The 22,723-nt window shown below is 53.9% G+C and carries 19 protein-coding genes and 1 pseudogene; 5 read left to right on the forward strand and 15 right to left on the reverse strand.

What is annotated here, in order from left to right; all coding sequences use genetic code 11:
* Nucleotides 1-8: 8 nt before the first annotated feature.
* The 3 genes from D3H35_RS26615 to D3H35_RS26625 all read right to left on the reverse strand — a co-directional run bounded on the left by D3H35_RS26615 (nucleotide 9) and on the right by D3H35_RS26625 (nucleotide 3,524).
* Complete coding sequence (locus tag D3H35_RS26615; protein ID WP_119152156.1) at nucleotides 9-1,694, reverse strand: PucR family transcriptional regulator; 1,686 nt, start codon at nucleotides 1,692-1,694, stop codon at nucleotides 9-11.
* 312 nt (nucleotides 1,695-2,006) lie between these two features.
* On the reverse strand, nucleotides 2,007-2,558 hold the full coding sequence (locus tag D3H35_RS26620; protein WP_119152157.1) for a double zinc ribbon domain-containing protein: 552 nt from the start codon (nucleotides 2,556-2,558) through the stop codon (nucleotides 2,007-2,009).
* Between the two features lie 123 nt (nucleotides 2,559-2,681).
* Complete coding sequence (locus D3H35_RS26625; RefSeq protein WP_119152158.1) at nucleotides 2,682-3,524, reverse strand: AraC family transcriptional regulator; 843 nt, start codon at nucleotides 3,522-3,524, stop codon at nucleotides 2,682-2,684.
* A gap of 136 nt (nucleotides 3,525-3,660) precedes the next feature.
* Between D3H35_RS26625 and melA the strand changes: the two genes are divergently transcribed.
* Complete coding sequence (melA, locus tag D3H35_RS26630) at nucleotides 3,661-4,959, forward strand: alpha-glucosidase/alpha-galactosidase (RefSeq protein ID WP_119152159.1); 1,299 nt, start codon at nucleotides 3,661-3,663, stop codon at nucleotides 4,957-4,959.
* A gap of 87 nt (nucleotides 4,960-5,046) precedes the next feature.
* Here melA and D3H35_RS26635 read toward each other — a convergent pair whose 3' ends face one another.
* Complete coding sequence (locus tag D3H35_RS26635) at nucleotides 5,047-7,092, reverse strand: beta-galactosidase (protein ID WP_119152160.1); 2,046 nt, start codon at nucleotides 7,090-7,092, stop codon at nucleotides 5,047-5,049.
* 116 nt (nucleotides 7,093-7,208) lie between these two features.
* Between D3H35_RS26635 and D3H35_RS26640 the strand changes: the two genes are divergently transcribed.
* On the forward strand, nucleotides 7,209-8,063 hold the full coding sequence (locus tag D3H35_RS26640; protein ID WP_119152161.1) for an AraC family transcriptional regulator: 855 nt from the start codon (nucleotides 7,209-7,211) through the stop codon (nucleotides 8,061-8,063).
* Here the strand turns inward: D3H35_RS26640 and D3H35_RS26645 are convergent.
* From D3H35_RS26645 to D3H35_RS26655, 3 genes are read right to left on the reverse strand one after another with little or no spacing between them, the layout of a single operon-like run.
* Nucleotides 8,060-8,764: a DUF1361 domain-containing protein gene (locus tag D3H35_RS26645; protein WP_119152162.1), complete on the reverse strand. Its 705-nt coding sequence runs from the start codon at nucleotides 8,762-8,764 to the stop codon at nucleotides 8,060-8,062. The two genes, D3H35_RS26640 and D3H35_RS26645, sit on opposite strands and share 4 nt — an antisense overlap.
* 40 nt (nucleotides 8,765-8,804) lie before the next feature.
* Complete coding sequence (locus tag D3H35_RS26650) at nucleotides 8,805-9,764, reverse strand: hypothetical protein (protein WP_119152163.1); 960 nt, start codon at nucleotides 9,762-9,764, stop codon at nucleotides 8,805-8,807.
* A 15-nt stretch (nucleotides 9,765-9,779) separates the two neighbouring features.
* Complete coding sequence (locus tag D3H35_RS26655; RefSeq protein ID WP_119152164.1) at nucleotides 9,780-10,151, reverse strand: hypothetical protein; 372 nt, start codon at nucleotides 10,149-10,151, stop codon at nucleotides 9,780-9,782.
* A gap of 503 nt (nucleotides 10,152-10,654) precedes the next feature.
* Between D3H35_RS26655 and D3H35_RS26660 the strand changes: the two genes are divergently transcribed.
* Nucleotides 10,655-11,020: a hypothetical protein gene (locus tag D3H35_RS26660; protein WP_119152165.1), complete on the forward strand. Its 366-nt coding sequence runs from the start codon at nucleotides 10,655-10,657 to the stop codon at nucleotides 11,018-11,020.
* A gap of 126 nt (nucleotides 11,021-11,146) precedes the next feature.
* Here the strand turns inward: D3H35_RS26660 and D3H35_RS26665 are convergent, their stop codons facing one another.
* Complete coding sequence (locus tag D3H35_RS26665; RefSeq protein ID WP_119152166.1) at nucleotides 11,147-11,362, reverse strand: hypothetical protein; 216 nt, start codon at nucleotides 11,360-11,362, stop codon at nucleotides 11,147-11,149.
* Between the two features lie 451 nt (nucleotides 11,363-11,813).
* Between D3H35_RS26665 and D3H35_RS26670 the strand changes: the two genes are divergently transcribed.
* On the forward strand, nucleotides 11,814-13,172 hold the full coding sequence (locus D3H35_RS26670) for a hypothetical protein (RefSeq protein ID WP_119152167.1): 1,359 nt from the start codon (nucleotides 11,814-11,816) through the stop codon (nucleotides 13,170-13,172).
* Nucleotides 13,173-13,284: 112 nt separating this feature from the next.
* Here the strand turns inward: D3H35_RS26670 and D3H35_RS26675 are convergent, their stop codons facing one another.
* Nucleotides 13,285-13,617, reverse strand: coding sequence for a MerR family transcriptional regulator (locus tag D3H35_RS26675; RefSeq protein ID WP_119152168.1), 333 nt, complete (start codon nucleotides 13,615-13,617; stop codon nucleotides 13,285-13,287).
* A 162-nt stretch (nucleotides 13,618-13,779) separates the two neighbouring features.
* On the opposite strand from D3H35_RS26675, the gene D3H35_RS26680 reads away from it, so the two are divergent.
* The gene (locus D3H35_RS26680; RefSeq protein WP_158594291.1) at nucleotides 13,780-14,010 is read left to right on the forward strand and encodes a tautomerase family protein; all 231 of its coding nucleotides are present in this window, start codon (nucleotides 13,780-13,782) and stop codon (nucleotides 14,008-14,010) included.
* Nucleotides 14,011-14,092: 82 nt separating this feature from the next.
* Here the strand turns inward: D3H35_RS26680 and D3H35_RS26685 are convergent, their stop codons facing one another.
* From D3H35_RS26685 to glgB, 6 genes and pseudogenes are all read right to left on the reverse strand, one after another.
* The gene (locus tag D3H35_RS26685) at nucleotides 14,093-14,827 is read right to left on the reverse strand and encodes a peptide arginase family protein (RefSeq protein WP_119152170.1); all 735 of its coding nucleotides are present in this window, start codon (nucleotides 14,825-14,827) and stop codon (nucleotides 14,093-14,095) included.
* 99 nt (nucleotides 14,828-14,926) lie between these two features.
* Complete coding sequence (locus D3H35_RS26690) at nucleotides 14,927-16,930, reverse strand: glycoside hydrolase family 15 protein (protein WP_119152171.1); 2,004 nt, start codon at nucleotides 16,928-16,930, stop codon at nucleotides 14,927-14,929.
* A 16-nt stretch (nucleotides 16,931-16,946) separates the two neighbouring features.
* Nucleotides 16,947-18,373 (reverse strand): annotated as a pseudogene (glgA, locus tag D3H35_RS26695) (glycogen synthase GlgA).
* 26 nt (nucleotides 18,374-18,399) lie between these two features.
* Complete coding sequence (glgD, locus tag D3H35_RS26700; protein ID WP_119152172.1) at nucleotides 18,400-19,512, reverse strand: glucose-1-phosphate adenylyltransferase subunit GlgD; 1,113 nt, start codon at nucleotides 19,510-19,512, stop codon at nucleotides 18,400-18,402.
* Nucleotides 19,509-20,675 (reverse strand): glucose-1-phosphate adenylyltransferase, encoded by a 1,167-nt coding sequence (locus tag D3H35_RS26705; protein ID WP_119152173.1) that lies wholly within the window; start codon nucleotides 20,673-20,675, stop codon nucleotides 19,509-19,511. Before D3H35_RS26705 ends, glgD begins: the two co-directional genes overlap by 4 nt.
* Before the next feature lie 13 nt (nucleotides 20,676-20,688).
* Nucleotides 20,689-22,587 (reverse strand): 1,4-alpha-glucan branching protein GlgB, encoded by a 1,899-nt coding sequence (gene glgB, locus D3H35_RS26710; RefSeq protein ID WP_119152174.1) that lies wholly within the window; start codon nucleotides 22,585-22,587, stop codon nucleotides 20,689-20,691.
* Between the last annotated feature and the right edge of the window lie 136 nt (nucleotides 22,588-22,723).

Here is a 22,723-nt window from a genome sequence, read left to right on the forward strand (position 1 = left end):
TGTAGCGGTCAGCCGATAGAATGAGGGGTAATTTGCCCCAGCTTAAGAGCCAAATGAAGCTGCAGCCGATCCTCCGGATCGTCGAGCGTTACGCCCAGAATCGACTCTATCTTCTCCAATCGATAGACAATCGTATTGTAGTGGGCATACAGCCTCTCGCTTGTCAGCTTGATGTTCCCGTTGCATCGGAAAAACATTTCAAGAGTCTCGACAAGCCGTCCGCCTCCTTTGCGGTCGGCTTGCTGCAGAGGAAAAGCGAAGCGCCGAAGAAATTGCTCCCTCTCCTCTCCCATCGGGATGAGGTAGAGCAGCGAATAAACCCCAAGCCGGTCGTAAGTGACCGTGTCGCCGGACAAGCCGCATACTTCAGCCACCTGGCGCGTCCTCTTCGCTTGCATCCAGCTCATATGGAGCCCCTCGGAGCGATTGGTCGTTCGTCCCGCGAACAGTCGAAGCTCCCTGTCGCCGAGCAAATGACGAAGCTCGCTGAGCAGCCGTCCGAGCAGGCTGTCGGAGGACGACCCGGCATCCGCTGCGAAATCCGTTCCCGGAGCGAGCGGAAGAACGAGCGCCAGGTCGTCGCCGATCGGAGCAGCCAGAATGCCGTCAATGCTGCGGAGTCTTTCCGAACGGAGCCTCCGCGCCATTTCGCGTCGTTTGTCCGGCGTCGAGTCCGGTTGATTCCATCCGACCAGCACGGCGCACAGAGGGGTTCCTTCCGGGATGGCGCAGCCGCACACGTCGGCGCGAAGCTTCCAATCCGCATCGGATACGATTTTGCCGGTCAACCAATCCTGCAGAAATTGATCCAAGTATTTCCCTTCCACCTCTCGAACCGCCTCAACGTTAGCCAGCTCTAACCCTGCGAGAGCGGCGAGCCTGTCGACGCTGAGAGCGTCCAAGGGAGATATGTCGCGATTCTTCTCTACGAGAACGAGGCAAGCCTGCTTCATTCGTCGGGTCGGAATCGTGCTTACGTAAGTACGGTACGTATTCTGCAGCACCATGAAGCCGTTGTTGGCGCCGCGCCCGATTTGCCGGAAAGACAGAGACTGCAGCAGCGGCCACACCTCCGTCGGCTCGGCGCTGCGCAGACTTTGCGACAGCCACGGCTTATCCTGCTCGCGAATGACGGCGACGGGATTGTCAAGCATCTCTTCCATCGCATCCAAAAACGCATAAAGACCGCTTCCGTCCAGCAGCAAGCGGGTCATGCTCTGGATTCGGTTTTGCAGATCGGCCAACTGAGACGATTCTTGCGACAGAACTCTCTCCATAACGATCCGGACGACATCGGAAAATACGGTGTCCGGCGCCATCTCGATCAGAGGCAGCCCGTGCTTCTCCGCTTCTTCCGCCACTTCCGCAGGCACTTCCTCGACGAACCGTTTCGTCTTGATGCCCAGAGCGGCGACCCCCCTCTTCGCGAGCTCCGGCACGAGCTGTCGAAACCGCTGAGGCTCTTCCTTCAAAGCATAGCCCGTCGTCAGAAGAAATTCGCCGGGTCTCACCCACGGGATAATGTCGGGCACCTCCATGACATTAACTCGGGTCACAACTCGGCCCGTCCCCGTATCTCCCGCGATTAACCGGGCATCCGACAGAAGCGGAAGCCCTAACAGCTCTTTGACCGAAAAAGACGCTTCCTTAACCGACGAAACCGGAATCGGTTCCTTACGCGGAATCATTGCCATGACGCAACCTCCTTTGTCCGCTCAAGCTATTCGCCTACTCGAAGGCGTAATTTATTCTCACAGAAATAACAAACGGAATTTTATATTTATTGTTCATGTTATATTTTATAACACATTAAGACGAATGTCTTTAGGGAGTCTTACCAAAAATGTTTAAATTACAACGTTGTTTTTTGATAACAACGATTATTGGCACTCCGTGAGCGTTAGTTTATATTACACATAAAAAAGCGCTATTTCCCAAAAACGGCATTTGCCGCTTCCAGAAATAGCGCTTTTCGCTCTTCAATTCTTATCAACTATTCGTTACGATTACGAGAATCGATCGGCCGGATGGCCGCAAGCGGGACAGAACCTCGCATCCGCCTCCACGCTTAAGCCGCAGCTGAAGCAGATGACCGGCTCAGCCTCTTCCTTCGCTTCTTCGGCAGCGACGACGGCAGGCAATTCCTCGCCTTCCTCCGCTTCGGGCTCGCTAGCCGCGACGGGCGGCGCAGGCGGCTCGGGAAAGCGATGACCGCACGACGGGCAAAACTTGGTATCGTACGGCACGCGGCGCGCGCAGACGCAATCCTTCTCGTTGCGAAGCTCCTTCATTCGATCGTCCAATGCGTCAATCTCTCCTCGGAGAGCGGCGATATCTTTGCAAATCGAATCCACTCTCGCATCGGACGAAGCTCCGCCATCCTCTTCGTAAGCCTCGTACACCAGCTCTCCGATTGCTGCGTACAATTTGTCGATTTCTTTTCGTTTGCCGGATATTTGCGTGTATAGGCGGGTGATCTCGACCGTCTGCTGCGCTTTTTCGGTCGCGGAAGACACCCCTTTGCTGACGCTTTCCGTTATCTTCTTGAACAGGCTCATGTCTACCGACTCCTTCCATCCTTATTATCTCATACGACAGCCATAAAGTCCGGGTTCCAAAAGTCTCGGTTGCAAATTTCAATAAGTCCCGGTTTTTGAGGTTCTTCGGTCTCGGAGTCCCCGTCAGCGCTGGCTTTGCCGATACTCCGTCGGGGTGCAGCCGACCCATCTCTTGAACGACTTGGAAAAATAAAGCGGGTCTCCGTAGCCGGTAGCGGCAGCGACCTCCTCGACCGTAAGAGGCTCTTTCAGCAGCAGCTTCGCCCTCCCCATTCGCTGCTGCTGCAAATAGCGAACCGGCGACATCCCTCGTTCCCGGCTGAACAGCTTCGTCAAATATGTGCGATGATAACCGAGCTCCTTGGCCATCTGGGCAATGGATACCGGGTTGGCGAGCTGCGCTTGAAGCCAGCGGGCCGCACGGTCCGCTTCGATGGAAGCGACGCTGCGGCCGCTCTCCGACGGCGGGGGTCCTTTCGGCCGATTCGTCCGGGCCCACGCCGCGAACGCGAGCCGCAGCCACCCCTCCGCCTCCCAATCCGCCGTCCAATCTCCGATCCGAAACAGCTTCTCGATCGCCGATGCCGCCCGAAGCGGCACATCTTCTCCGCCTCTTACGAGGGGACGATCCGGCGTAATGCCCGCCATAAGAAGCCAGCGATCGGCTTCCGGCCCCCGAAAGGCAATCCAGCGATACCTCCATGGCTGCTCCCCGTCAGCTTGATATGTGTGCAGCTCGCCCGGAAAAATAAAGAACGAATCGCCCGCTCCAAGCTCATAGTCGCTATCGCGGCAACGATAAGTCCCTTTGCCGTCGATGACCGTATGAACGAGAATGGAGTCCAGCTTTTGCGGACCCATCCTGTGGAGCGGCTCCGTCTGCGAGTGGCCGGCAAACAAGACGGCCAGCGGCTGACCCTCCCGCGGGCGGGGGTGAACGGACGTCGTGGATACCGGCTTGCGCATCGCTCATCTCCTTCGCTTGAATAAACTACAAATATCCATATGCAGCTTAAATTATTCCATGGCGATTACAGCGCTTTTTTTCTATTCTAAGACGCATGGAGCCTTTATTCAACTATCCTTAAGGAGGAATTTTCAAATGTCCAAAATAACGTTCCTCGGAGCCGGAAGCACCGTCTTTGCTAAAAATGTACTAGGCGATAGCATGCAGGTCCCTTCGCTGCAAGGCTTCGAAATCGCTCTGTTCGACATCAACGCCGAACGACTGCGCGATTCGGAGAACATGCTGAACAACATTCGCACAACAAGCGGCAGCAAATGCCGGATCAAAGCGTACACCGATCGCAAGGAAGCGCTGCGCGGAGCCAAGTACGTCGTGAACGCCATTCAGGTTGGCGGGTACGACCCGTGCACAATCACCGACTTCGAAATACCGAAAAAATACGGCCTGCGCCAAACGATCGCCGACACTCTCGGCATAGGCGGCATTTTCCGCAACCTTCGCACGATTCCCGTCATGCTGGACTTCGCCAGCGACATCCGGGAGGTTTGTCCGGACGCCTGGTTCCTGAACTACACGAATCCGATGGCCGTCCTTACCAACGTCATGAACGCGTACGGCGGCGTAAAGACAGTCGGACTGTGCCATAGCGTCCAAGTGTGTATGCCGCATTTATTCGAGCACCTCGGCATGGACAAGGAAGGCGTCCAGACGAAAATCGCGGGAATCAACCATATGGCCTGGCTTCTCGAAGCGAAGAAGGACGGCGTCGATCTTTACCCGGAAATTAGACGGCGCGCGGCGGAGAAACAGAAGGAGAAGCACCACGACATGGTCCGTTTCGAGCTGCTGCACCGATTCGGCTACTACGTGACGGAATCCTCCGAGCACAATGCGGAATATCATCCTTACTTCATTAAACGCAGCTATCCCGAACTAATCGAGAGGTTCAACATTCCGCTGGACGAATATCCTCGCCGCTGCGTGAACCAGATCGCGGACTGGACGAAAATGAGGGATTCGCTGGTCGGCAACGCCAATTTGACGCATGAGCGCTCGCACGAATACGCCTCTTACATTTTCGATGCCATGGAGACGAACGTTCCGTTCAAAATCGGCGGCAACGTCATGAACAACGGCCTTATTACGAATCTCCCGCGCGAAGCGTGCGTCGAGGTGCCTTGTATGGTCGACTCGTTCGGCGTCACGCCGACCTATGTCGGCGACCTGCCGCCCCAGCTTGCGGCGCTGAACCGAACGAACATCAATACGCAATTGCTGACGATCGAAGCGGCGATGACAGGCAAGAAGGATCATATTTACCACGCCGCCCTTCTCGATCCGCACACCTCCGCCGAGCTGTCGATCGACGATATCGTCTCGCTATGCGACGACCTGATCGAAGCTCACGGCGATTGGCTTCCCGAGTATCGCTAGGCATCAGCTATAAATAAAGAGGGCGACCCCTAAGGATCATTGCCGATCCCGGGAAACGCCCTCTCTTTCATGTTGCTTGGATGAAGCTTATTTCAACCGAACGATCAGCACGTCCCGGCCGGCAAGCTCCGCCATACCGCCCGGAAGCTCGCGGCCCGTCAGCAAATCGGCGCCGACGCGGTTGCCCAGATCGAACGAAGCCGCTTGCGCATTATGGTTAAGAACGAACAGGTACTCCTTGCCGTCCTTGACCCGGAGCGTCGTCTCTACCCCTTCCGAAGCGGAAGCGACGAGAGGCTCGATGCCGCGCTCTGCACACAGCTTCGGCAGCCACTCCTGCAAGAACGAAGGTTCCGGGCTCGTCGCCACGTACCAAGCTTCGCCGTCGCCGAACTTATTCACCGTAAGCGCGGGCATCCCGGCATAGAAATCGTCGCCGTAGACGGCTTTCACTTCCGCTCCTTCGGTATGGATCAGATCGCAAATCATCGAGCATTCGTATTCCGGCTTCAAGCCGAAAGCGCCGTCCTTGACGACAATACGGTTGCGCTGCTCCGGGAGCAGCGCATCGATCTCCTCCGCCCAAATGCCGAGCAAGCTGCGAAGCTCGCCCGGATAGCCGCCGAGCGTGACGAGATCGTTCTCGTCGACGATGCCGCTGAAGTAAGTAGTAACGAACGTTCCGCCTGCTCTTGTATATTGCTCAAGCTTGGCTGCCACTCCTCGCTTCGTCATATACATGACCGGAGCGATGACCAGATCGTAGGCGTCAAGATCGGCTTCCGCGCTTACGACGTCCGCCGCAATACCGGCGCGGTACAGCGCATCGTAAAACTTGTGAGCCTCGTCCACGTAACGGAGAGCGATCGTCGGACCGCTGGACATTTCGAGCGCCCACCAGTTCTCCCAATCGAACAGGATAGCGACCTTCGCCTTCACGGCCGAATCGATCAGAGCGTCGCCGAGCTTTCCAAGCTCCTCCCCTAACGCAGCGCATTCGCGGAACACACGCGTATTCTCGTGGCCGACATGCTCGATAACGGCGCCATGGTACTTCTCGCAAGCGCCGACCGAACGGCGAAGCTGGAAGAACATGACCGTATCCGCGCCTCGGGCGACCGCCTGATAGCTCCACAGACGCATGACGCCGGGGCGCTTGAGCGAGTTGTAAGGCTGCCAGTTTTGCTGGCTCGGCGTTTGCTCCATCAGCATGAACGGCTGGCCGCCCTTCAATCCGCGCATCAGATCGTGCATCATGGCCGTGTAGCTGGGAGGAGTGTCGAGAGCGGGGTAGTTATCCCACGATACGACGTCCATGTGCTTCGCCCATTTGTAATAATCGAGATCCTTGAACGCGCCCATCAAATTCGTCGTTACCGGCAAATCGGGCGTATAGGTTTTGACCGCATCGCATTCCAGCTTGTAGCATTCGAGCAGGCTGTCCGACTGGAAGCGGCGGTAGTCGAGCGATATGCCCTGAAACGTCGTCTCCGTTCGGCCGTTCGCCCCGTACCATTCCTCGCTCAGCGAGCTTGGAGAGACGATATCTTCCCAATCGTGGAACGTGTGGCCCCAGAACGCAGCGTTCCAGACGCGGTTTACTTCGTCCAGCGTGCCGTAGCGCGCCTTCACCCAATCGCGGAAAGCCGCTTCGCAATTGTCGCAGTAGCAGTAGCCGCCGTATTCGTTCGAGATGTGCCAGACGAGCAGCGCGGGATGATCCTTGTATCTCTCCGCCAGCTTTTCGGCCATCCGAGTCGAATATTTGCGATATGCCGGGCTGTTCGGGCACGAATTGTGGCGTCCGCCGAATTTCCGTTTGCGGCCGTTGAAGTCAACGCGCAGAACGTCCGGGTATTTGCGAGCCATCCACGCCGGATGAGCCGCCGTGCTCGTCGCCAGGCAGACGCCGACGCCTTCCGCGTGAAGCTTGTCCATCATTTCGTCCAACCAACCGAAATCGTACGTTTCTTCGTCGGGTTGATTTTTCGCCCAAGCGAACACGTTCAGCGTCGCGACGTCGATTCCCGCCAGCTTGAACATTCGCATATCTTCATCCCATACCGGCTTTTCCCACTGATCGGGGTTATAATCGCCGCCGTACCAAATTTTAGGTTTGCTTGCGTTAATCATGCCTCGCACCTCGATGCATATGATAAAATCGCAGTTTCACCTTTATTTTATGACTTATCAATTCTTTATCCTATATAATATTACTGATCACACATATAAAAATACGGAGGTTCTATATGATACGCCGCGTCGTTCCCGCCACACCTGCGGAACCGTTGCCATTGCAGTTGGAAACGATCGGGCTGAATCCCGATCAGGAAAATCTCGAACGACCCAAAGGATATCCATGCTTCCATTGGCTTCAGACGCTTGAGGGCGAAGGCGAGCTTAGAGCCAAAGGGCAAGTCTGGAAAATGACGGAGCGCTCCGGCGTTCTTCTCGCGCCCGGAACTCCGCATCGCTATGAAGCGAAGAGCGCCCGGTGGCGTACCGGTTATGTAACGTTCCAAGGAACGCTTGCCCCCGCGCTCGTGCAAGCTCTCGGATGGAGCGATGCCGACCGACTTCAATGGACGTCCGGCCACGATCGCGTCGCCGAAAGGCTGGAACGGATGCTGGAGCTTGCCGAAGCCGGAAACGATCCTTCCGGGTGGCAAGCGTCTGCCGAATTGTACCGGTTTCTGACGCTGCTCCGAACCGATGCCCGGACGGACAACCGCCCGTCCATGTCGAATCGGCTTGAGAGGATGCAGACGCTGCTCGAATGGCTGGACAAACAATTCGCCAACCCGGGGCTTGGGTTGGCGGAGATGGCCGCGAAGCTCGGTATCGGCGAAAGGCAGCTCAACGAAAGATTTCGCGAGCTGTTCGGCCAGACGGCTTACGCTTATTTGATTCAATTGCGCCTTCGCAAAGCGAAGGAATGGCTGCCCGCGCGTCCGGATTGGACCGTCCGCCGCATCGGCGAGGCTGTCGGCTTCCGAGATTCGAGCCACTTCGTCGCCACTTTCCGCCAGAAGGAAGGCATGACGCCGGATGCGTATCGCAAGCTATACGGCTCCGGATCGATGGCGGACCGACCGGAGATTTAGCTGCCGGACCTGTCGCGCTGCAAGGCATACAGCGAGACATAGATACCGAATATGAAAAAGCCGAACATAAACGTGAAGACAGCCGCATCGGGAGTAAGGCCTTCAATGACTCCTTCGATCAACCGGAACGGACTGAATACCGCGTCCCAGCTATTGAGTCGAACGACCCTTCCGAGATAGACGCCGAATCCGCCCAGGAAGGACGCTGCAATGACGAACGCCCAACCGACCGCAAGACTCGAATAACGCTGCACGATCGCTTGAAAATGCCGCATCGACAAATAGCCGAGAAGCAAGCCGCACCATGCAAACAAAAAATAAACGATCAAATCGAACCAGAACAGCAGCCCGATGGAATTGAAGCTGGTGAACAACCGGCCGCCAAACAGCAGATGAATGAAATCCGTCGTCAAGTAAGGCGCGTTCGGAAACAAGAGCAGCCAGGCTATGCCCAGAATGACGAGCCCCGGCGTCAACAAACGTTTCGGAGCCAATCGCGAATAAAGGATCGCCGCTATCGATACGACAAGCGGCAGCCATGCCAAAAACAAATTCCAAAGCAAAAAACCGTATTCGTCCCGCTCAACCCGGAACGCTCTCAAGACAACCAAACAAAAGCATACGGCGGTTAACGCCAGAAGCACCGTCACCATAGGCGTCACGACCGGATTGTACTTATGCGCGCTGCGAGAATCTGTCAACGATAATTCCCCTTTCTTATGCAAGCAAGCTGCGGCGCCGCTATTTGCCGCGGACGTAGTTTTCCACTGTTTCCCGATGGCGCTCCTCCAGCTCGACCGACTCGGCTCCCAACCGCCGCTCTTCCTGCTTCAAACGATCCAGAAGCCGTTCCACATCCCCGAGCTGGGAGTCGACCGATTCAAGCGAATTTTTAATTTTCCCTTGCACCATCCAGTCGACAAGTAGGCCGTCAAAGAAAAAATCCGCGAACGTAAGCAGACCGTCCATACGTGCCGTATCCGAGTCCAGATTCCAGTTCAAATCGGCCAGCTCCTTCCGGAAAATCCGGAGGTCGTTCTGAGCGGCATGGATATACTTGCGGGCATCGTCGATTTTGCCATGCTTAACGGCGCTAGCAATGACGCCGCCGCCGACCATATCGTAAGTTCCCCAGCTTTTGGCCGACGAAAGCATTTTGCGGGCTCCTTCCAGCGAACCCAACACCTTGCTTCCCGCGCGTACCGCCTCGGCCAGCTCGACCAGCATCGCTTTCATTTTGCCGGATTTCTCCGACAGCCGCTCCAGCGACTCGGCGGTTTGCGTGTCGTGCGCTTGAATCCACCGCTCTTTTTCCGCGATCAGAGTCCGATAGTCCGCCTCAGCTTCTCCCACCTCGGCGAGCTGCCGGAGCAGCTCCGTCCGCTCCCGCTCCATTCCTTGAAGAGCCTCGTGCGAGGCGTCGTACTTCAGCTTTGCTTCCGCGGCTTCCTTCTCCTCCTTGGACAGCTTCTCTTCCAGCCGGCCAAACAGTCCGAGAAAAAACTGCGAAAAGCTCGAACTCGTCAGTCGCTCCACGTCCTCTTGCTCTTCGGCCAACCGCCTGAGATTTGCATCTACCGCCCGTTGCTGCCGCGCAATCTCCGCATTCAAATTTTCCAGCCTGCGGTTCCACTTCGCGCCGAGCTCCATATCTCTGCGAGCCGCCTGCAATCGTTCGTTCCAAGTTTCAATCGAATTCACGGGCGTCCCCCTCGTTTAGATCAAATTTTCATCTTTATAATAGCCGTACCCCTTGGCTGTCAGCGCCTTAAGCTCCAGCAGCAGCTCCTCGTCAACCTTCGTGAAGTTGAAGCACGATTTGCCCTGCATCCTCTTCTTCAATGGAGCCGAAATCTCATCCAATAGTTTCGGGCACGCATACACAGGCATAAAATAGTAGCTGACATAGTTTTTTCGGATCGAAACGCAAGCGAAAAATACAGCCTTTTTGTTGATCGGGTTGATTTTGAACGAGTCCAAATAATATTCTCGCTCCGTATCGTTCTTAACGTCCAACTGCGCTTCATATTCCGTCAATATCTCTTTAAGCCTGCTGAAAACAGTGTTGAAATCGGCCTTTTCCGGCATTATCATCGATCTCCTCTCGTCGGTAAGGGGGCATGCTCTTGCCGAATCCGCAATAGGTTATACGTATCCGCGCAAGCTTTGGATCCAATTCATGACATTCTACGATTCATTCGCCGCAAATGTTGCCCATTACGGACAATTCGCTATTATTCGACTTCTCATCATTGGATTTAAGAATTATATAAATGTATTACTTACAGGTAAGTTATCTTTGAAGCCGTTAACGATAGATACTAACAGTATAACCTGCAGCTAATTTTTGCTAATGCGCCTAGTGCGGGATGTAGGCAGCCCACATAACTGTACGAAGTGCATATATTAGTCAACATACAGAAGCTTAAGCAAAAATAACGGTATGTTGTGCAGTTATCCTATTCCGCAATGCTTTTTCGGCGGTCGTTGAAAATTGTAATGAGAATTTTCTTGTCGGCACTTGCTATTCTTATAATTCCGAGTATAATACTCGGTAAAGCCATTTCGAAATAGGTCAGGAGTTGTTGAGGATGTCACTTACAGCTAAACAAATCGCCGGCAATTGGGTTAACGATCAACTGGATCTGTACAATTTTGCCGTTCAATTGGGCGATGCCGAATGGCAGCGGCAAATCCTCGACCGTCTGCAGGATAGAGAGCGCCTAATCCGTCTGGAAGCCGAGCATCTGGCTCGCTTGCAGCTATGGCAGCGGTTCGACGAGATCAATCGCAAAATATTGCATATCTACGATGAGCTTCGCATGAACGCCAGCGCCGAAGTCCAACAGAAGCTGCGCGAAAAAGCGTGGGAGTTAAAAATGGAGCGGACTCTGATCGGCAAGAAAATCCAGGTCAGCAGCTCGCCGCTTGGAGAAATGCGGGGAATTTCTTTTTAAAATAAAAAAAGACTCCGTTTGTGCGGTAGTCTTCATTCTTCTATCCTATTGTAAAAGAGTGAAGATGCGGCATGCAGCGGTCCGCTCTGCCAGCCATCGGAATGGTCCAGATTCCTTTTGGCGGTATTACATCGACATTTGTTTCATATCGCGCATCATGCTCATCATCATCGTTGTCATTTCGTCGCATTCTTGCATTTTAGCCATCATCATGTCCATATCCATGCTGTCCATCATTTTCATTTCCATCATTTGATCCATCATCATCTTCATGCATTTCATCTTGCACATCATTTCTTCCATGCACATGCTCATCATCATGTTCATAGCCATCTTTTCCATCGCGTTTTCACCTCCGTTTCACTATCTCCTTATTCAAAATACTATAACTCCCAACTATAATCAAGAACTTTTTGTTGATTCGCCCAAAAATATATGATATAAATTAAGATTACCCTTTTTATCCTGACAAATCCGGTTGGAATTAGTTTGTTGGTAGGAATTGAAAATATATAAAATAAGTGTTGTCATTCTTATAATTCCGAGTATAATAGTAAACATAAGAACCGCAACGAAAGCAATATCCCGCTCATGGAATGGCCAGATTCCGGATCGGATGAACATCGACATTTGTTTCATGTTTCGCATATTCTCATAAAAAGAGCTGCCGAGGGTAACCTCGGCAGCTCTTTTTATGTTGCGGATTGACAGAACGATATGGGGATGCTACTATTTCCTTCATATTCCGATATATCCACTTTGATTAATTGGTATTATACGAGGAGGAATTCGCATGACAACAAAAACAACTATTTACGGTAAATGGCTGTTGGCCGGAGTCTTGACCGCGCTTCCTTTCACCATTGCCGCTAACGTCTATGCCGCACCGCCGCAAGCCGTATCGAAGGAAGCTCCCACCAAGGAATATGAGCTGTTTCTGAAAGAAAAGCTTGGAATCACATTGCCTCCCGCTCCCAAGAAGGGCGATTTCCTCTCCGCCCTGGCTGACGCGCTTAAGCTCGAACCGACAGCCGATTCTGTTATTTTCAAGGATCTGGCTTTATCCAGCCCTTACTATGCCGATGCTAAAGCTCTTTATCAGCAGGGATTCATTACGGCCGACAGCGTACATGCTGCCGATCGCCTCAGCGCCTTGAACGCCGTGCAAATCGCCGTAAAGGCAGCAGGTCTGCAGGAACTGGCCGATACGTATCCGAAAGCAAAGGTGGAGAAGGCTTTCGCCAAGCTCAAGCTGAATACGGCCGATTTCGCGGCTCGATCCGCGCAAGTCGTAGCGGCCGCCGTCGACACCGGCCTGCTTCCCGAAGCTTTCTACCCGGAATTGAAACCGAAGGCGGCAGCTTCCGAGCCTCTCTCTGCGACATTGATAGGCAAAGTTCTGACTGTCCGCGGACAATATAAGCACTACATAGGCTACGTCGGCGATCCGGATATTTTCGGCAAGCTTTCCGATGCGTACCGTTCGTCGGACATCATTCAATCCGACGAGCTGCAAAAAATCGTGGACACCGCGTTGGAGCAAAATATCGTAACCGGCTATAACTTGAAAGACGCAAGGTATGATGCCAATTTCGTCAATTCCCTCTCGCTCACGTACGGGCATTCCGATTTGAAGCACGCGCTGCAGCTCATCGGACTGCTGCGGAGCGAAGGAATCGACGCCAAGGTCCAATTCGAACCGAAGACGTCCGCTTTCGTTTACTTGAAGGAATGGGGAGACCCCGGCGAATCCGACCTGTACGAAGTGAAGCAAATTGCTAACGGCAATTACATCGAATACGCCAAAGAATACGACATCGCTTTCGAATTCGATACGGCGGCCGATAAGGAACGCTTTGATCAAATCGTCCTCGCTTACGCGAAGAAGAACGCCGACGAACAAGCCGGCTTGATCGCCGGCTCCTGGTGGCAGCCGCTTTACTACTCCTTAACCGAGCTGAAAGGCTATAAGAAAATAACTAACAACAAGATAACGGCAGGCCATTATTACGCCCAGTCGTTCTCCCTCAAAGAACAATCGGCTTCCGTAACCGCAGGGTTCAAAAAAGCGGACCCGTCCGTAAAGGTCGAAAACTACGATTTTTGGACCGACGTCCCCTTCTTCAACTATTTGAACGGCGAAAGCAAATAACCAAGCAAAACGCCTTCGGCGTCCCCTTGATGTACATTCTAATATTCGAAAAAGAGGCGTTGCGCGAGGGAGTTCAACTCCATTCGCGCAACGCCTTTTTCCATCCTCCCGACTATTCGGTGCTGCCCTTTCGATCGGCGAGCTTCTTAAAGGCTTCGTCGACAAGCTTCAATCGATCCTCGATTTTTCTCGCGGCCGCATCAAGCGTGTACCCGTCGTCAAGCAGCTCCTTGACAAGCAATATTTTTTTGATGTTCATATAATCGTATTTTCTTGTCGTGCCTTCCCCATCCTTGATTGTCCGGATAATCCCCTTGTCTTCCCAATATCGGATTTGCCTCTGCGGAACTCCCGTAATGTCGGACACTTCCCCGATCCCGACGACTAATTTGCTTAGCAAATCGAAATCCAGCAAGGCATGTACCGTCGACTCGTCGAACTCCATTCGCCCACCGCCTCTTTCCATTCTCTTGCAACCAGTTTACGTTACAGGTTTTCTAATTACAATAGTTAGTTGTTTATTGACATCAATTGTAGATATGTTACAATTAAGGCGCAAATACTTCAATTCATGGTTTTCCAATCTTAAGTATGGGAGATGTTAGAAATGCCAATCATTCAAGTCGATTGCTGGGAAGGCTTCACCGAAGATCAGAAGAAAGCGTGGGCGCAAGAGCTGACGGCCGTAACGGTTAATCGGTTCTCCATCCCTGCCGACAAGGTGCTGGTCATCCTGCGCGAGTCGCCGCTCGCGAATTGGACTCAGGGCGGGGTCGTGGCGAACGATCCGGATTTTCTGGATAAAAGCCGCAGCGCAACCCTTCAGTCGGCGACCTAAAGCTCCAATACAAAAAAAAAAGCTCGGATCCTCATTGGACCCGAGCTTTTTTTGCCCAAACATCCGAAGCGCCCGAACCCCTTCACCAGGTCTCGGCCTCCGACAGCTCCAGTCCGAACGTCTCAAGAAACATCCTAAGCAGAAATTCGCCGTTCGTATCGCCTCCGCAAAACGAAGGCGAAATCGCAACGGTCACCATGTCGTATTCATGGGAATCTCTCAGAAATCGAAGCTCTTCCTTGATTTGATGCACGGGCGTTAATTCCCCATCTTCCGGCAGCTCGGGACGAAGCTTGAATACGTCGAGATCCAAATCCAAAATAACGGGTCTCTCAAGATCGGACGACAGCGGGATACCGCCTATTTTCTCGCATTCCCCTTTGAAAGCTGCGATGGATTCGAACCGTCGACCCCGATATTCCTTGCGAGCCAGAAGCTCCTTTACGGGCTTAAGCTGCTCACCTTCGAGATTCCAGGACGACAAATCAAAAGGATCGGAATCGTCAATTCCTTTGGGGCACACGTATACGATATGATCGATAGTTCCCGCGGCGAAGCCCGCCCAGATGAAATTGTCGATCTCCAGCCTGCCGGCTACCTTCATAATGTCATCCGAATCCTTCATCTCGTGCAAACCTTCCGCGATAACTCCATCCCAAGTATCGTCGAGATGGGCGTCTACGTGCAGCAGCGTCGCACCGCCGTTTAGAGCGCCGGATCGAGCGCCCAATTGCCACGCAGCGAATGCCCACTGGTGATTTCTGGATATGAAGATGTTGCGTTTCGGAAAACAAATCCTGTAATCGTTGTCGAACATCGACTTTCTTCCCTTCGTTCTTTCAATCCAGCTTAGTGCGGGGAAAGAAAAAAACGGCCGCCAGAAAGCGGCCGTTCCGGTCTCTCTCGATCATGAAGATCAAGGAACGCTTTTCTCCAAATTGGAGGAGGCGGCAGAGGAAGCCTCAAGCAATTGCTTCTTCTTGTGAGAGTATTTGCATACCGTCTGAACGTAAGTCGCGTGCGACCAGGTAAGCGGCGCGACGGACAACGGCGAGCCGTCAAGAGGATGCAGCTGCTCCGGCAAATTGCCGCCCGGCAATGCGGCCGCAGCCACCTTCTCGAGCGTGCGCCGCGGCTCGTCCAAATCTTCAACCCTTTTGGCTGTCTCGATCTGGAAGTTCGCTATCCACAGCGTACAGATAATCCAAGGGTTGCCCGGAACCTTATCGATCTCATCCGATATCCGGAAGTAGTAATCGTTCGTGTAGCGGGCGATTCCGCCGATATCGGTCTTGATTAAGAGCCCTTGCGCGATTGCGTTCATGGTGCGCGAGACGCGGTCGTCTTCCGCCGGAAGGACGCCGAACTCGAACAAGCCGAACACGCTGCTCTCAAGCGTCATATCCTTGACCCATTGCCCTTCTTGCCATACGAGTCCCCGTGCGAAGCGGCCTGTCTGCTCATCCCACAGATGCGTCAGAATGCCTTGCTTGATTCTTTCGGCCGTTAGCCGGTACTGGTCGCCGCGATCGTAGTCGCCGAACAAATCGGCGAAGTAAGCCGACGCCATCAGTCCGCCGTAAACGGAAGCCGACGTGTACGTCCATATGCCGTAGCGCTCTTCCCACAAATCGTAGCTCGGGCGCGGAAGACCGAGCGTCGGCTCCATATAATCGCACAAGAACGATGCCGCTTTGCGGACGAGGGTGCTGTAGAGCGACTGCGGCAGCTCGATCTCTCCGTGACGGGCGTAATCCTTCCACAGCGCGTAGAGAACGAGCGCCGTTTCGTCTTCTTGAATCGGAAGACGGGGTACGCCGTTCACGACATAAGGATGCCAGCTTGAGCCTACCGTGCCGTCCGGATTGTATTTGTGATACAAATACCCTTCCGGCGACAGGTTGCGCGCGCAAAAATGGAAGAACGACGCAACCGTACCGTGAAAGCCGGCCAGCGACATCGCGTCGGCGATCAAGGCGCCGTCCCGAGGCCACATGTAGCTGTAATGATCCCGGTTGTATTGAAGAATTTCGGAATCGTTGGCGGCAAGAATCGCTCCGCGCTCGTCGATCTGAGTCCGAACGATCAGCAGGCTGTGCTTGAATTGGCGAACGACCTCGGGAGGCAAATCTCCTTGCCGCCCTCCGGCCCGGGACAGCCAATGGTTCCAGTAGATGACGATGCGGCTAAGCAGCTTTTCCGGATGGCTCTCGTGAACGTACTGATCGAGCCTCTTCACTTCCTCCAAATCCGAACCTACGGACATCCAATAGTAGATTGTCTTTTCGTTGCCCGGAGAAACGATCGTGCGAAAGCTGATCGTGCTGTCGACCGACCCTTGCGCGATCGCATTCCCCGCCAGCTCGCCGTCCTCGGCGTCGCGCCACGTTCCTTCGGCGGAGTGAAATCTTTTGATCCCCGTCGAAAACTGATAGATGCCGCCCAAATCCGAACGGCCGTTGAACATGAAATACGAAGACTTTTTGTAGTGAAACACAGTACGGTTCGCTGGATAAAATGCGGCGGTATCCCCGACTTCGTTACCATCGATCATCAGATCCTGGTGAAAAAAGAGACGTACGTCCTTCGGCGTATCGCCGAGATTGCGAACGACGACCCGCTTCATGTAGATGCAATCTCGCTGATGGATGCCGTCGTTAAGGAACAGCTCCACTCCCAGCCTCTCATTGCGCGCCGTTACGTTCGTGACGAGGGAGTCCTCGATATACCCGAGATGAAATTGCCATTCGGGGTCGTCGAGCCAAGCGAATTTCCCTTCGGCCCAGACTCCCAGTCTGCATTTGTGCCCTCCGACATGGTTGTCCTGCCCCACGTACGGATAGTAAACGTCGCGAATGCTAGCGGTGTTGTCCAAGTTGATAAGCATCTTCCCATTGCCGATAACCAAATGTCGGGCCATGATACCGTCTCCTCTCCTACCTGACGAGCTTTCTATATAGTTGGTGATATTCCTTGGCGGAGGCTCCCCAGCCGTAATCCTTGCGGGACGCGTTGTTCAGGATCGCCTTCCAGGCGTCCGGGACATGGTAGAAATGGAGAGCGCGCCTGATTGTGTACATCATATCGTGGGCGTTGGCCGGGCCGAACGTAAATCCGGTGCCCGTCCCCGTAAATTCGTTGTACGGCTCGACGGTATCGCGCAATCCGCCCGTCTCCCGCACAATCGGTACGGTGCGATAGCGGAGCGCGATCAATTGACTGAGGCCGCAAGGCTCGAATCTCGATGGCATTAAGTACATATCGGAAGCGGCATAAATCCGTCTGGCCAGCCCTTCGTTAAAGCCGAACCAGATAGCTATCTTGTCCGGGTATTTCCTTTGCGCATCTCTAAGCGACGCTTCGACGGCCGATTCCCCGGCTCCGAGAATGACGAGTTGAACGTCCTCCTTCATTAGCTCGGACATCGATTCGCCGATCAGATCGAACCCTTTTTGCCCGACGAGCCGGGATACGATTCCTATCACCGGAACATCCTCGTTCACCGGCAAACCGAGCTCCTGCTGCAAAGCCGTTTTGTTGCGCTTCTTCTTCGCAATGGAATTGCGGTACGGCGAAACCAGATGAGTATCGGTCATCGGATCGTACACTTCCGTGTCGATTCCGTTTACGATCCCGAGCAAGTCGCCCGCCCTTTGCTGCAGAACGCCGTCCAGCCTTTCTCCGTACGCCTTGGTCTGAATTTCTTGCGCGTAAGTCGGACTGACCGTCGTCAGCTTGTCCGCAAACCGAAGGCCCGCCTTCATACAACTGGCCGCTCCGAAAAATTCGAGACCGTCCTGCGAGAACAAATCGTCTCCGGCGGAGAGCAGATCCTGAAGCAGCTCCCGAGAAAACACACCCTGATACTGCAAGTTGTGAATCGTGAATACGGTGCGGATATCCCGGTAGCCGGGCCGATTCGAGTAACGGGTTTTGAGCAGAAAAGGAATGAGACCCGTCTGCCAATCGTGGCAATGAATAAGGTCAGGCAGCCAGTCCAGCTTGCTTATCGCTTCCAGGACGGCAAAGCAAAAAAAGACATATCTCTCCGCTTCGTCTCCGTATCCGTACAAGTAGCCGCGATTAAAATAATATTCGTTGTCGACGAGCAGGAACGTAATCCCGTCGACGACGATACGATGAAGCCCGCAATATTGGCTGCGCCAGCCGAGCTGCACCTGCATAACCGCGACCGACTCCGCATTCTCGGTATACCTCGCCGGAATTTCCCCGTATTTGGGGAGAATGACCGTGACGTCGTCCCCCGCTTCGCGAGCTCCTTCGGAAGGGCGCCGACGACGTCGGCGAGCCCTCCGGTCTTCACGAGCGGCATCGCTTCGGACGCAGCGAACAACACTTTCAATTCGATAACGCCCCCTTTCCGTAAATTTAGATCACCTTGCGTTTGACCGCCATGAATGGCATGTCTTCCGCCCCCCGCAATTGCTGCAAAGGCCGGATTTCCACTTCTTTATCGAGAATGCAGTTTTCAAGCGAACCGTTTTCGCCGATCACGCCGTTCTGCATAACGATGCTGTTACGAACAACCGCACCTTTGTGTACTTTTACCCCGCGGAACAAAATGCTGTTATGGACGGTTCCTTCGATTTCGCAGCCGTTGGCGATAAGGGAGTGCGTCACATCCGACCCGCTGCGGTAGCGCGTAGGCGGTTCGTCCTTCACCTTCGTGAAGATCGGACCCGGACGGAAGAAGAGCTCGTTCCAAATATCCGGCTTCAGCAAATCCATCGTATGCCGGTAATAGGCGGCAATGTTGTTGACGACGCCCAGTACGCCTTCATGCATATAAGCGTGAATTTTCAGCTCGTTCAGCCGGGATAGAATCGCGTGCCGGACGAAATGATCGCGTCCTTGCGCCAACGACGTCTCTACCAGATCGAGAAGCAGATCCTTCGAAAGCAAGTACATTTCCATCGAGACGATGTCGCTGTTTAGCCGTCCGAAATGATCTTGCATTTCGACAATGCGGCCCGTTTCGTCTACGCGCGCTTTACGGGCCAGCCCCGGCGTCCCGCCCAAGCCGTCCTTGCAGACGACCGTAATATCCGCCCCGGTCAAACGATGCTGCAGCAGCACGGGACCGAAGTCGATGTTGCAAACCATATGGCTTCGCGAAATGACGACATATTCAAGCGGACTCCGAGCGAAATAATCGCGGTTCCGATAGAAGTGATAAAGGTCCCCTTTGCCGAAATCGGTCTGGTCTTCCATGGAAGGCGGCAGAACGAACAAGCCGCTTCCTTTGCGATGCAAATCCCAGTTGCTGCCCGAACCGAGATGGTCCATGAGCGAGCGGAATTTCGTATGGGCGAACACCGCAACCTTCGGAATGCCGGAATTCACCATGGATGAGAGAACAAAATCGATCAGCCGGTAACGGCCGCCGAACGGAACGGTTGCGAGACAGCGATTGGCCGTCAAGCTCCCCATTTCGTCCGCTTCGTGTATCAAGTTGATTACGCCCATAATCGGCAGCGTCATACCGGCTCCACCTCCTGTAGTTCAGCCTCGTTCGAAATCGTCTCGCCGCTTCCGACGACTGCGATTTCATCGGAATCGATGCTTCCGACCTGACAGCCTTCACCGACGACGGCGTTCTCGCCGACGATGGCCCGGATGATGCGGGCGCCCTTGCCGATTACCGCCCCGGGCATCAGCACCGAGTCCTCGACGAAGCTGCCTTCACCGATCCGAACCCCTTGGAACAATACGGATCGATTCACGTCCCCTTCGACGAAGCAGCCTTCGTTGACTAGCGAGCTGCGAACCTTCGCTTGCGGCGATACATACTGAGCGGGTCTATTCGGACCGGCCGCGTAAATACGCCAAGCGCGATCGTTCAATTGCAGCGCGGGTTCGTCTTCCAGCAGATCCATGTTTGCTTCCCATAAGCTTTCAATCGTTCCGACATCCTTCCAATAGCCGTCGAAGCGGTGCGAGTACAATTTCTTGCCTTCGGCGAGAAGAGTCGGAATGATGTCTTTGCCGAAATCGTTTGTTGAGCCGCGCTCGGCTTCATCGCGCAAGAGAGCGTCGCGGAGGACAGGCCACGAGAACATGTAGACGCCCATCGAAGCGAGATTGCTGTTCGGCTTTTTGGGCTTTTCCGCGAATTCGACGATTCTGTCTTCCTCGTCCACGCTCAATATGCCGAACCGGCTCGCATCCGCCCACGGCACGGAAATAACCGCGATCGTCGCGTCCGCCTCCGTCTTCTTGTGCGCGTCGAGAAGCTTGTCGTAATCCATTTTATAAATGTGATCGCCGGAAATAATGAGAACGTATTCCGGTTCGTAACGTTCGATAAATCCGATATTCTGATAAATGGCGTTCGCCGTCCCTTTGTACCAGACGCCGCCTTTTTGGCGGACGTATGGGGGAAGCACGTGCATGCCGCCTTCCCGACGGTCGAGACCCCATGCGCTTCCGATGCCGAGGTATTGATTCAGCACTAGAGGTTGGTATTGCGTAAGCACGCCGACGGTTTCGATGCCGGAATGCACGCAGTTGCTGAGAGTGAAATCGATAATCCGATATTTCCCGCCGAAATGCACGGCCGGTTTAGCCAAATCTTTAGTTAGAACGCCTAGTCTGCGGCCTTCTCCGCCTGCGAGAAGCATGGCAATGCACTCATTACGGCGCATGGACTTCACTCCTTCATCCTATTTTCTCCCATAGACCGAACGACAGTGCGGGCACGGGAACATCGATGCTGCACGGTTGGCCGTGCATGGGAACCGATTCGGCACTCACCTCCTTTGGGATGGAAATGCCGGAGCCGCCGTAATCGGCTTCGTCGCTGTTCAAAAGATGGCGATAACGGCCCGGTGACGGCACGCCGATCCGGTACCTGGGGTAAGATTGATTCGAAAAATTGCAGACCGACAACGCGAAGGACTGTTCTTTTTTTCCGATTCGCAGAAACGACAAGATGCACTGCGCCGCGTTATTGACATCGATCCACTGAAATCCCTCCGGGTTATGATCCAGCTCCCACAGGGAAGGAGTATCGAGGTAAACGCGATTCAGATGGCGGACATAGCGGTGCATGCTGTCATGAAGCGGGTATTGGAGCAGCTCCCAGTCGAGACCGGCGAAATCCTTCCATTCGTCGTACTGACCGAATTCGCCGCCCATGAACAGCAGCTTTTTGCCCGGATGCGTCATCCAATAACCGTAGAACAAACGAAGATTAGCGAACTTCTCCTCGTAGGAGCCAGGCATCTTGTGAAGCATCGAGCGCTTGCCGTGCACGACTTCGTCGTGAGACAAGGGCAGAACGTAATTTTCGGAAAAGGCATACATAAGCGAAAACGTGATGAGAGAGTGGTGAGACGAACGCTGGTCGGGGTGTGTTTCCATGTAGCGTAGCATGTCGTTCATCCAGCCCATATTCCATTTATAATTGAATCCAAGGCCCCCTAGATAAGTAGGGGACGTAACAGCCGGATACGATGATGAATCCTCCGCTATCATTAAGGCTTCTGGAAAATGGCGAAAAACGGTCTCGTTCAGCTTGCGTAGAAAATCGAGTGCTTCGAGGTGTTCGGAAGTACCGTATTTATTATTCGTCTTGAGCTCATCCGGCTTGTCGAAATGCAAATCGATCATGCTGGCGATCGCATCGACCCTCAAGCCGTCAAAATGGTAAATATCCAGCCAGAAGACCGCATCGGATATGAGAAAACTTTGCACTTCGGGCTTGCCGAAGTCGAAGGCGAGCGTTCCCCAGAGCGGCTTTTCCGCGCGTCTGTAATCCTCGTCCTCGTAAAGCGCCGTGCCGTCGAACAGCCTAAGCCCGTGATCGTCTTTGCAAAAATGACCCGGTACCCAGTCCAGCAGTACGCCGATGCCTCCTTGATGGCACTTGTCAATGAGTACCTTCAAGCCATCGGGAGGCCCGTAACGGCTTGTAGCGGAATAATAGCCCGTTGTCTGATACCCCCATGAGCGATCCAGCGGATGCTCCATAATGGGCAGCAATTCGATGTGAGTGTATCCCATCGTCTGCGCATACTCCACGAGTTCGATCGACAGCTGTTCGTACGTGCGGAAATGCTCGGGAGCGTCCATCCTCCACGAAGCGAGATGAACTTCATAGATGAGCATCGGACCGTCGTACGGCGGATTTCGCTTCTTCCGCTCCATCCAGTCGCGGTCATGCCATTCGTAGCCGTCGATCCGGTTGACGATTGACGCCGTATTCGGCCTCAGCTCGCTTTGAAGAGCGAAGGGATCGGCCTTCAAGCGGTTGGCGCCCGACGAATCGACGATTGCGTATTTGTACCGACTCCCAACGTCCGCTTCGGCGATGAACCCGGTCCATACGCCTGTCGTCCCGAATCGGACCAGCGAATGACCGACCTCGCTCCAACCGTTAAAATCGCCTGTAACACCTACGCTTTGAGCGTGCGGCGCCCACACGGCGAACCGGACTCCCTTCTGCCCGTCGAGTTCGATCGGATGAGCGCCCAACGTGCGGTAAGCTTGGAATAGCTGGCCCACGTTGAACAAATAAAGTTCGTCCTTGGATAAGAGTGCATCCTGCGACTGCACGTGGCTTCACCTCCGTCTCAAGAAGAATAGGAGCATGATGGGGACAAGCCGTTAATATTGCGTTAATTATTTGTGAATAATCCTAACAAATAACACGAAACTTACACTCATTATAGCGAAATTATTGAAAAAATTC

This window comes from Cohnella faecalis, from assembly GCF_003570905.1.
Classification (GTDB): Bacteria; Bacillota; Bacilli; order Paenibacillales; family Paenibacillaceae; genus Cohnella; species Cohnella faecalis.

What these genes read in the sequence shown, in the direction of transcription:
- D3H35_RS26615 (WP_119152156.1), bottom strand. Translation starts at nt 1,694, where the DNA reads ATGGCAATGATTCCGCGTAAGGAACCGATTCCGGTTTCGTCGGTTAAG.
- D3H35_RS26620 (WP_119152157.1), bottom strand. Translation starts at nt 2,558, where the DNA reads ATGAGCCTGTTCAAGAAGATAACGGAAAGCGTCAGCAAAGGGGTGTCT.
- D3H35_RS26625 (WP_119152158.1), bottom strand. Translation starts at nt 3,524, where the DNA reads ATGCGCAAGCCGGTATCCACGACGTCCGTTCACCCCCGCCCGCGGGAG.
- melA (WP_119152159.1), top strand. Translation starts at nt 3,661, where the DNA reads ATGTCCAAAATAACGTTCCTCGGAGCCGGAAGCACCGTCTTTGCTAAA.
- D3H35_RS26635 (WP_119152160.1), bottom strand. Translation starts at nt 7,092, where the DNA reads ATGATTAACGCAAGCAAACCTAAAATTTGGTACGGCGGCGATTATAAC.
- D3H35_RS26640 (WP_119152161.1), top strand. Translation starts at nt 7,209, where the DNA reads ATGATACGCCGCGTCGTTCCCGCCACACCTGCGGAACCGTTGCCATTG.
- D3H35_RS26655 (WP_119152164.1), bottom strand. Translation starts at nt 10,151, where the DNA reads ATGCCGGAAAAGGCCGATTTCAACACTGTTTTCAGCAGGCTTAAAGAG.
- D3H35_RS26660 (WP_119152165.1), top strand. Translation starts at nt 10,655, where the DNA reads ATGTCACTTACAGCTAAACAAATCGCCGGCAATTGGGTTAACGATCAA.
- D3H35_RS26665 (WP_119152166.1), bottom strand. Translation starts at nt 11,362, where the DNA reads ATGGAAAAGATGGCTATGAACATGATGATGAGCATGTGCATGGAAGAA.
- D3H35_RS26670 (WP_119152167.1), top strand. Translation starts at nt 11,814, where the DNA reads ATGACAACAAAAACAACTATTTACGGTAAATGGCTGTTGGCCGGAGTC.
- D3H35_RS26675 (WP_119152168.1), bottom strand. Translation starts at nt 13,617, where the DNA reads ATGGAGTTCGACGAGTCGACGGTACATGCCTTGCTGGATTTCGATTTG.
- D3H35_RS26680 (WP_158594291.1), top strand. Translation starts at nt 13,780, where the DNA reads ATGCCAATCATTCAAGTCGATTGCTGGGAAGGCTTCACCGAAGATCAG.
- D3H35_RS26685 (WP_119152170.1), bottom strand. Translation starts at nt 14,827, where the DNA reads ATGTTCGACAACGATTACAGGATTTGTTTTCCGAAACGCAACATCTTC.
- D3H35_RS26690 (WP_119152171.1), bottom strand. Translation starts at nt 16,930, where the DNA reads ATGGCCCGACATTTGGTTATCGGCAATGGGAAGATGCTTATCAACTTG.
- glgD (WP_119152172.1), bottom strand. Translation starts at nt 19,512, where the DNA reads ATGACGCTGCCGATTATGGGCGTAATCAACTTGATACACGAAGCGGAC.
- D3H35_RS26705 (WP_119152173.1), bottom strand. Translation starts at nt 20,675, where the DNA reads ATGCGCCGTAATGAGTGCATTGCCATGCTTCTCGCAGGCGGAGAAGGC.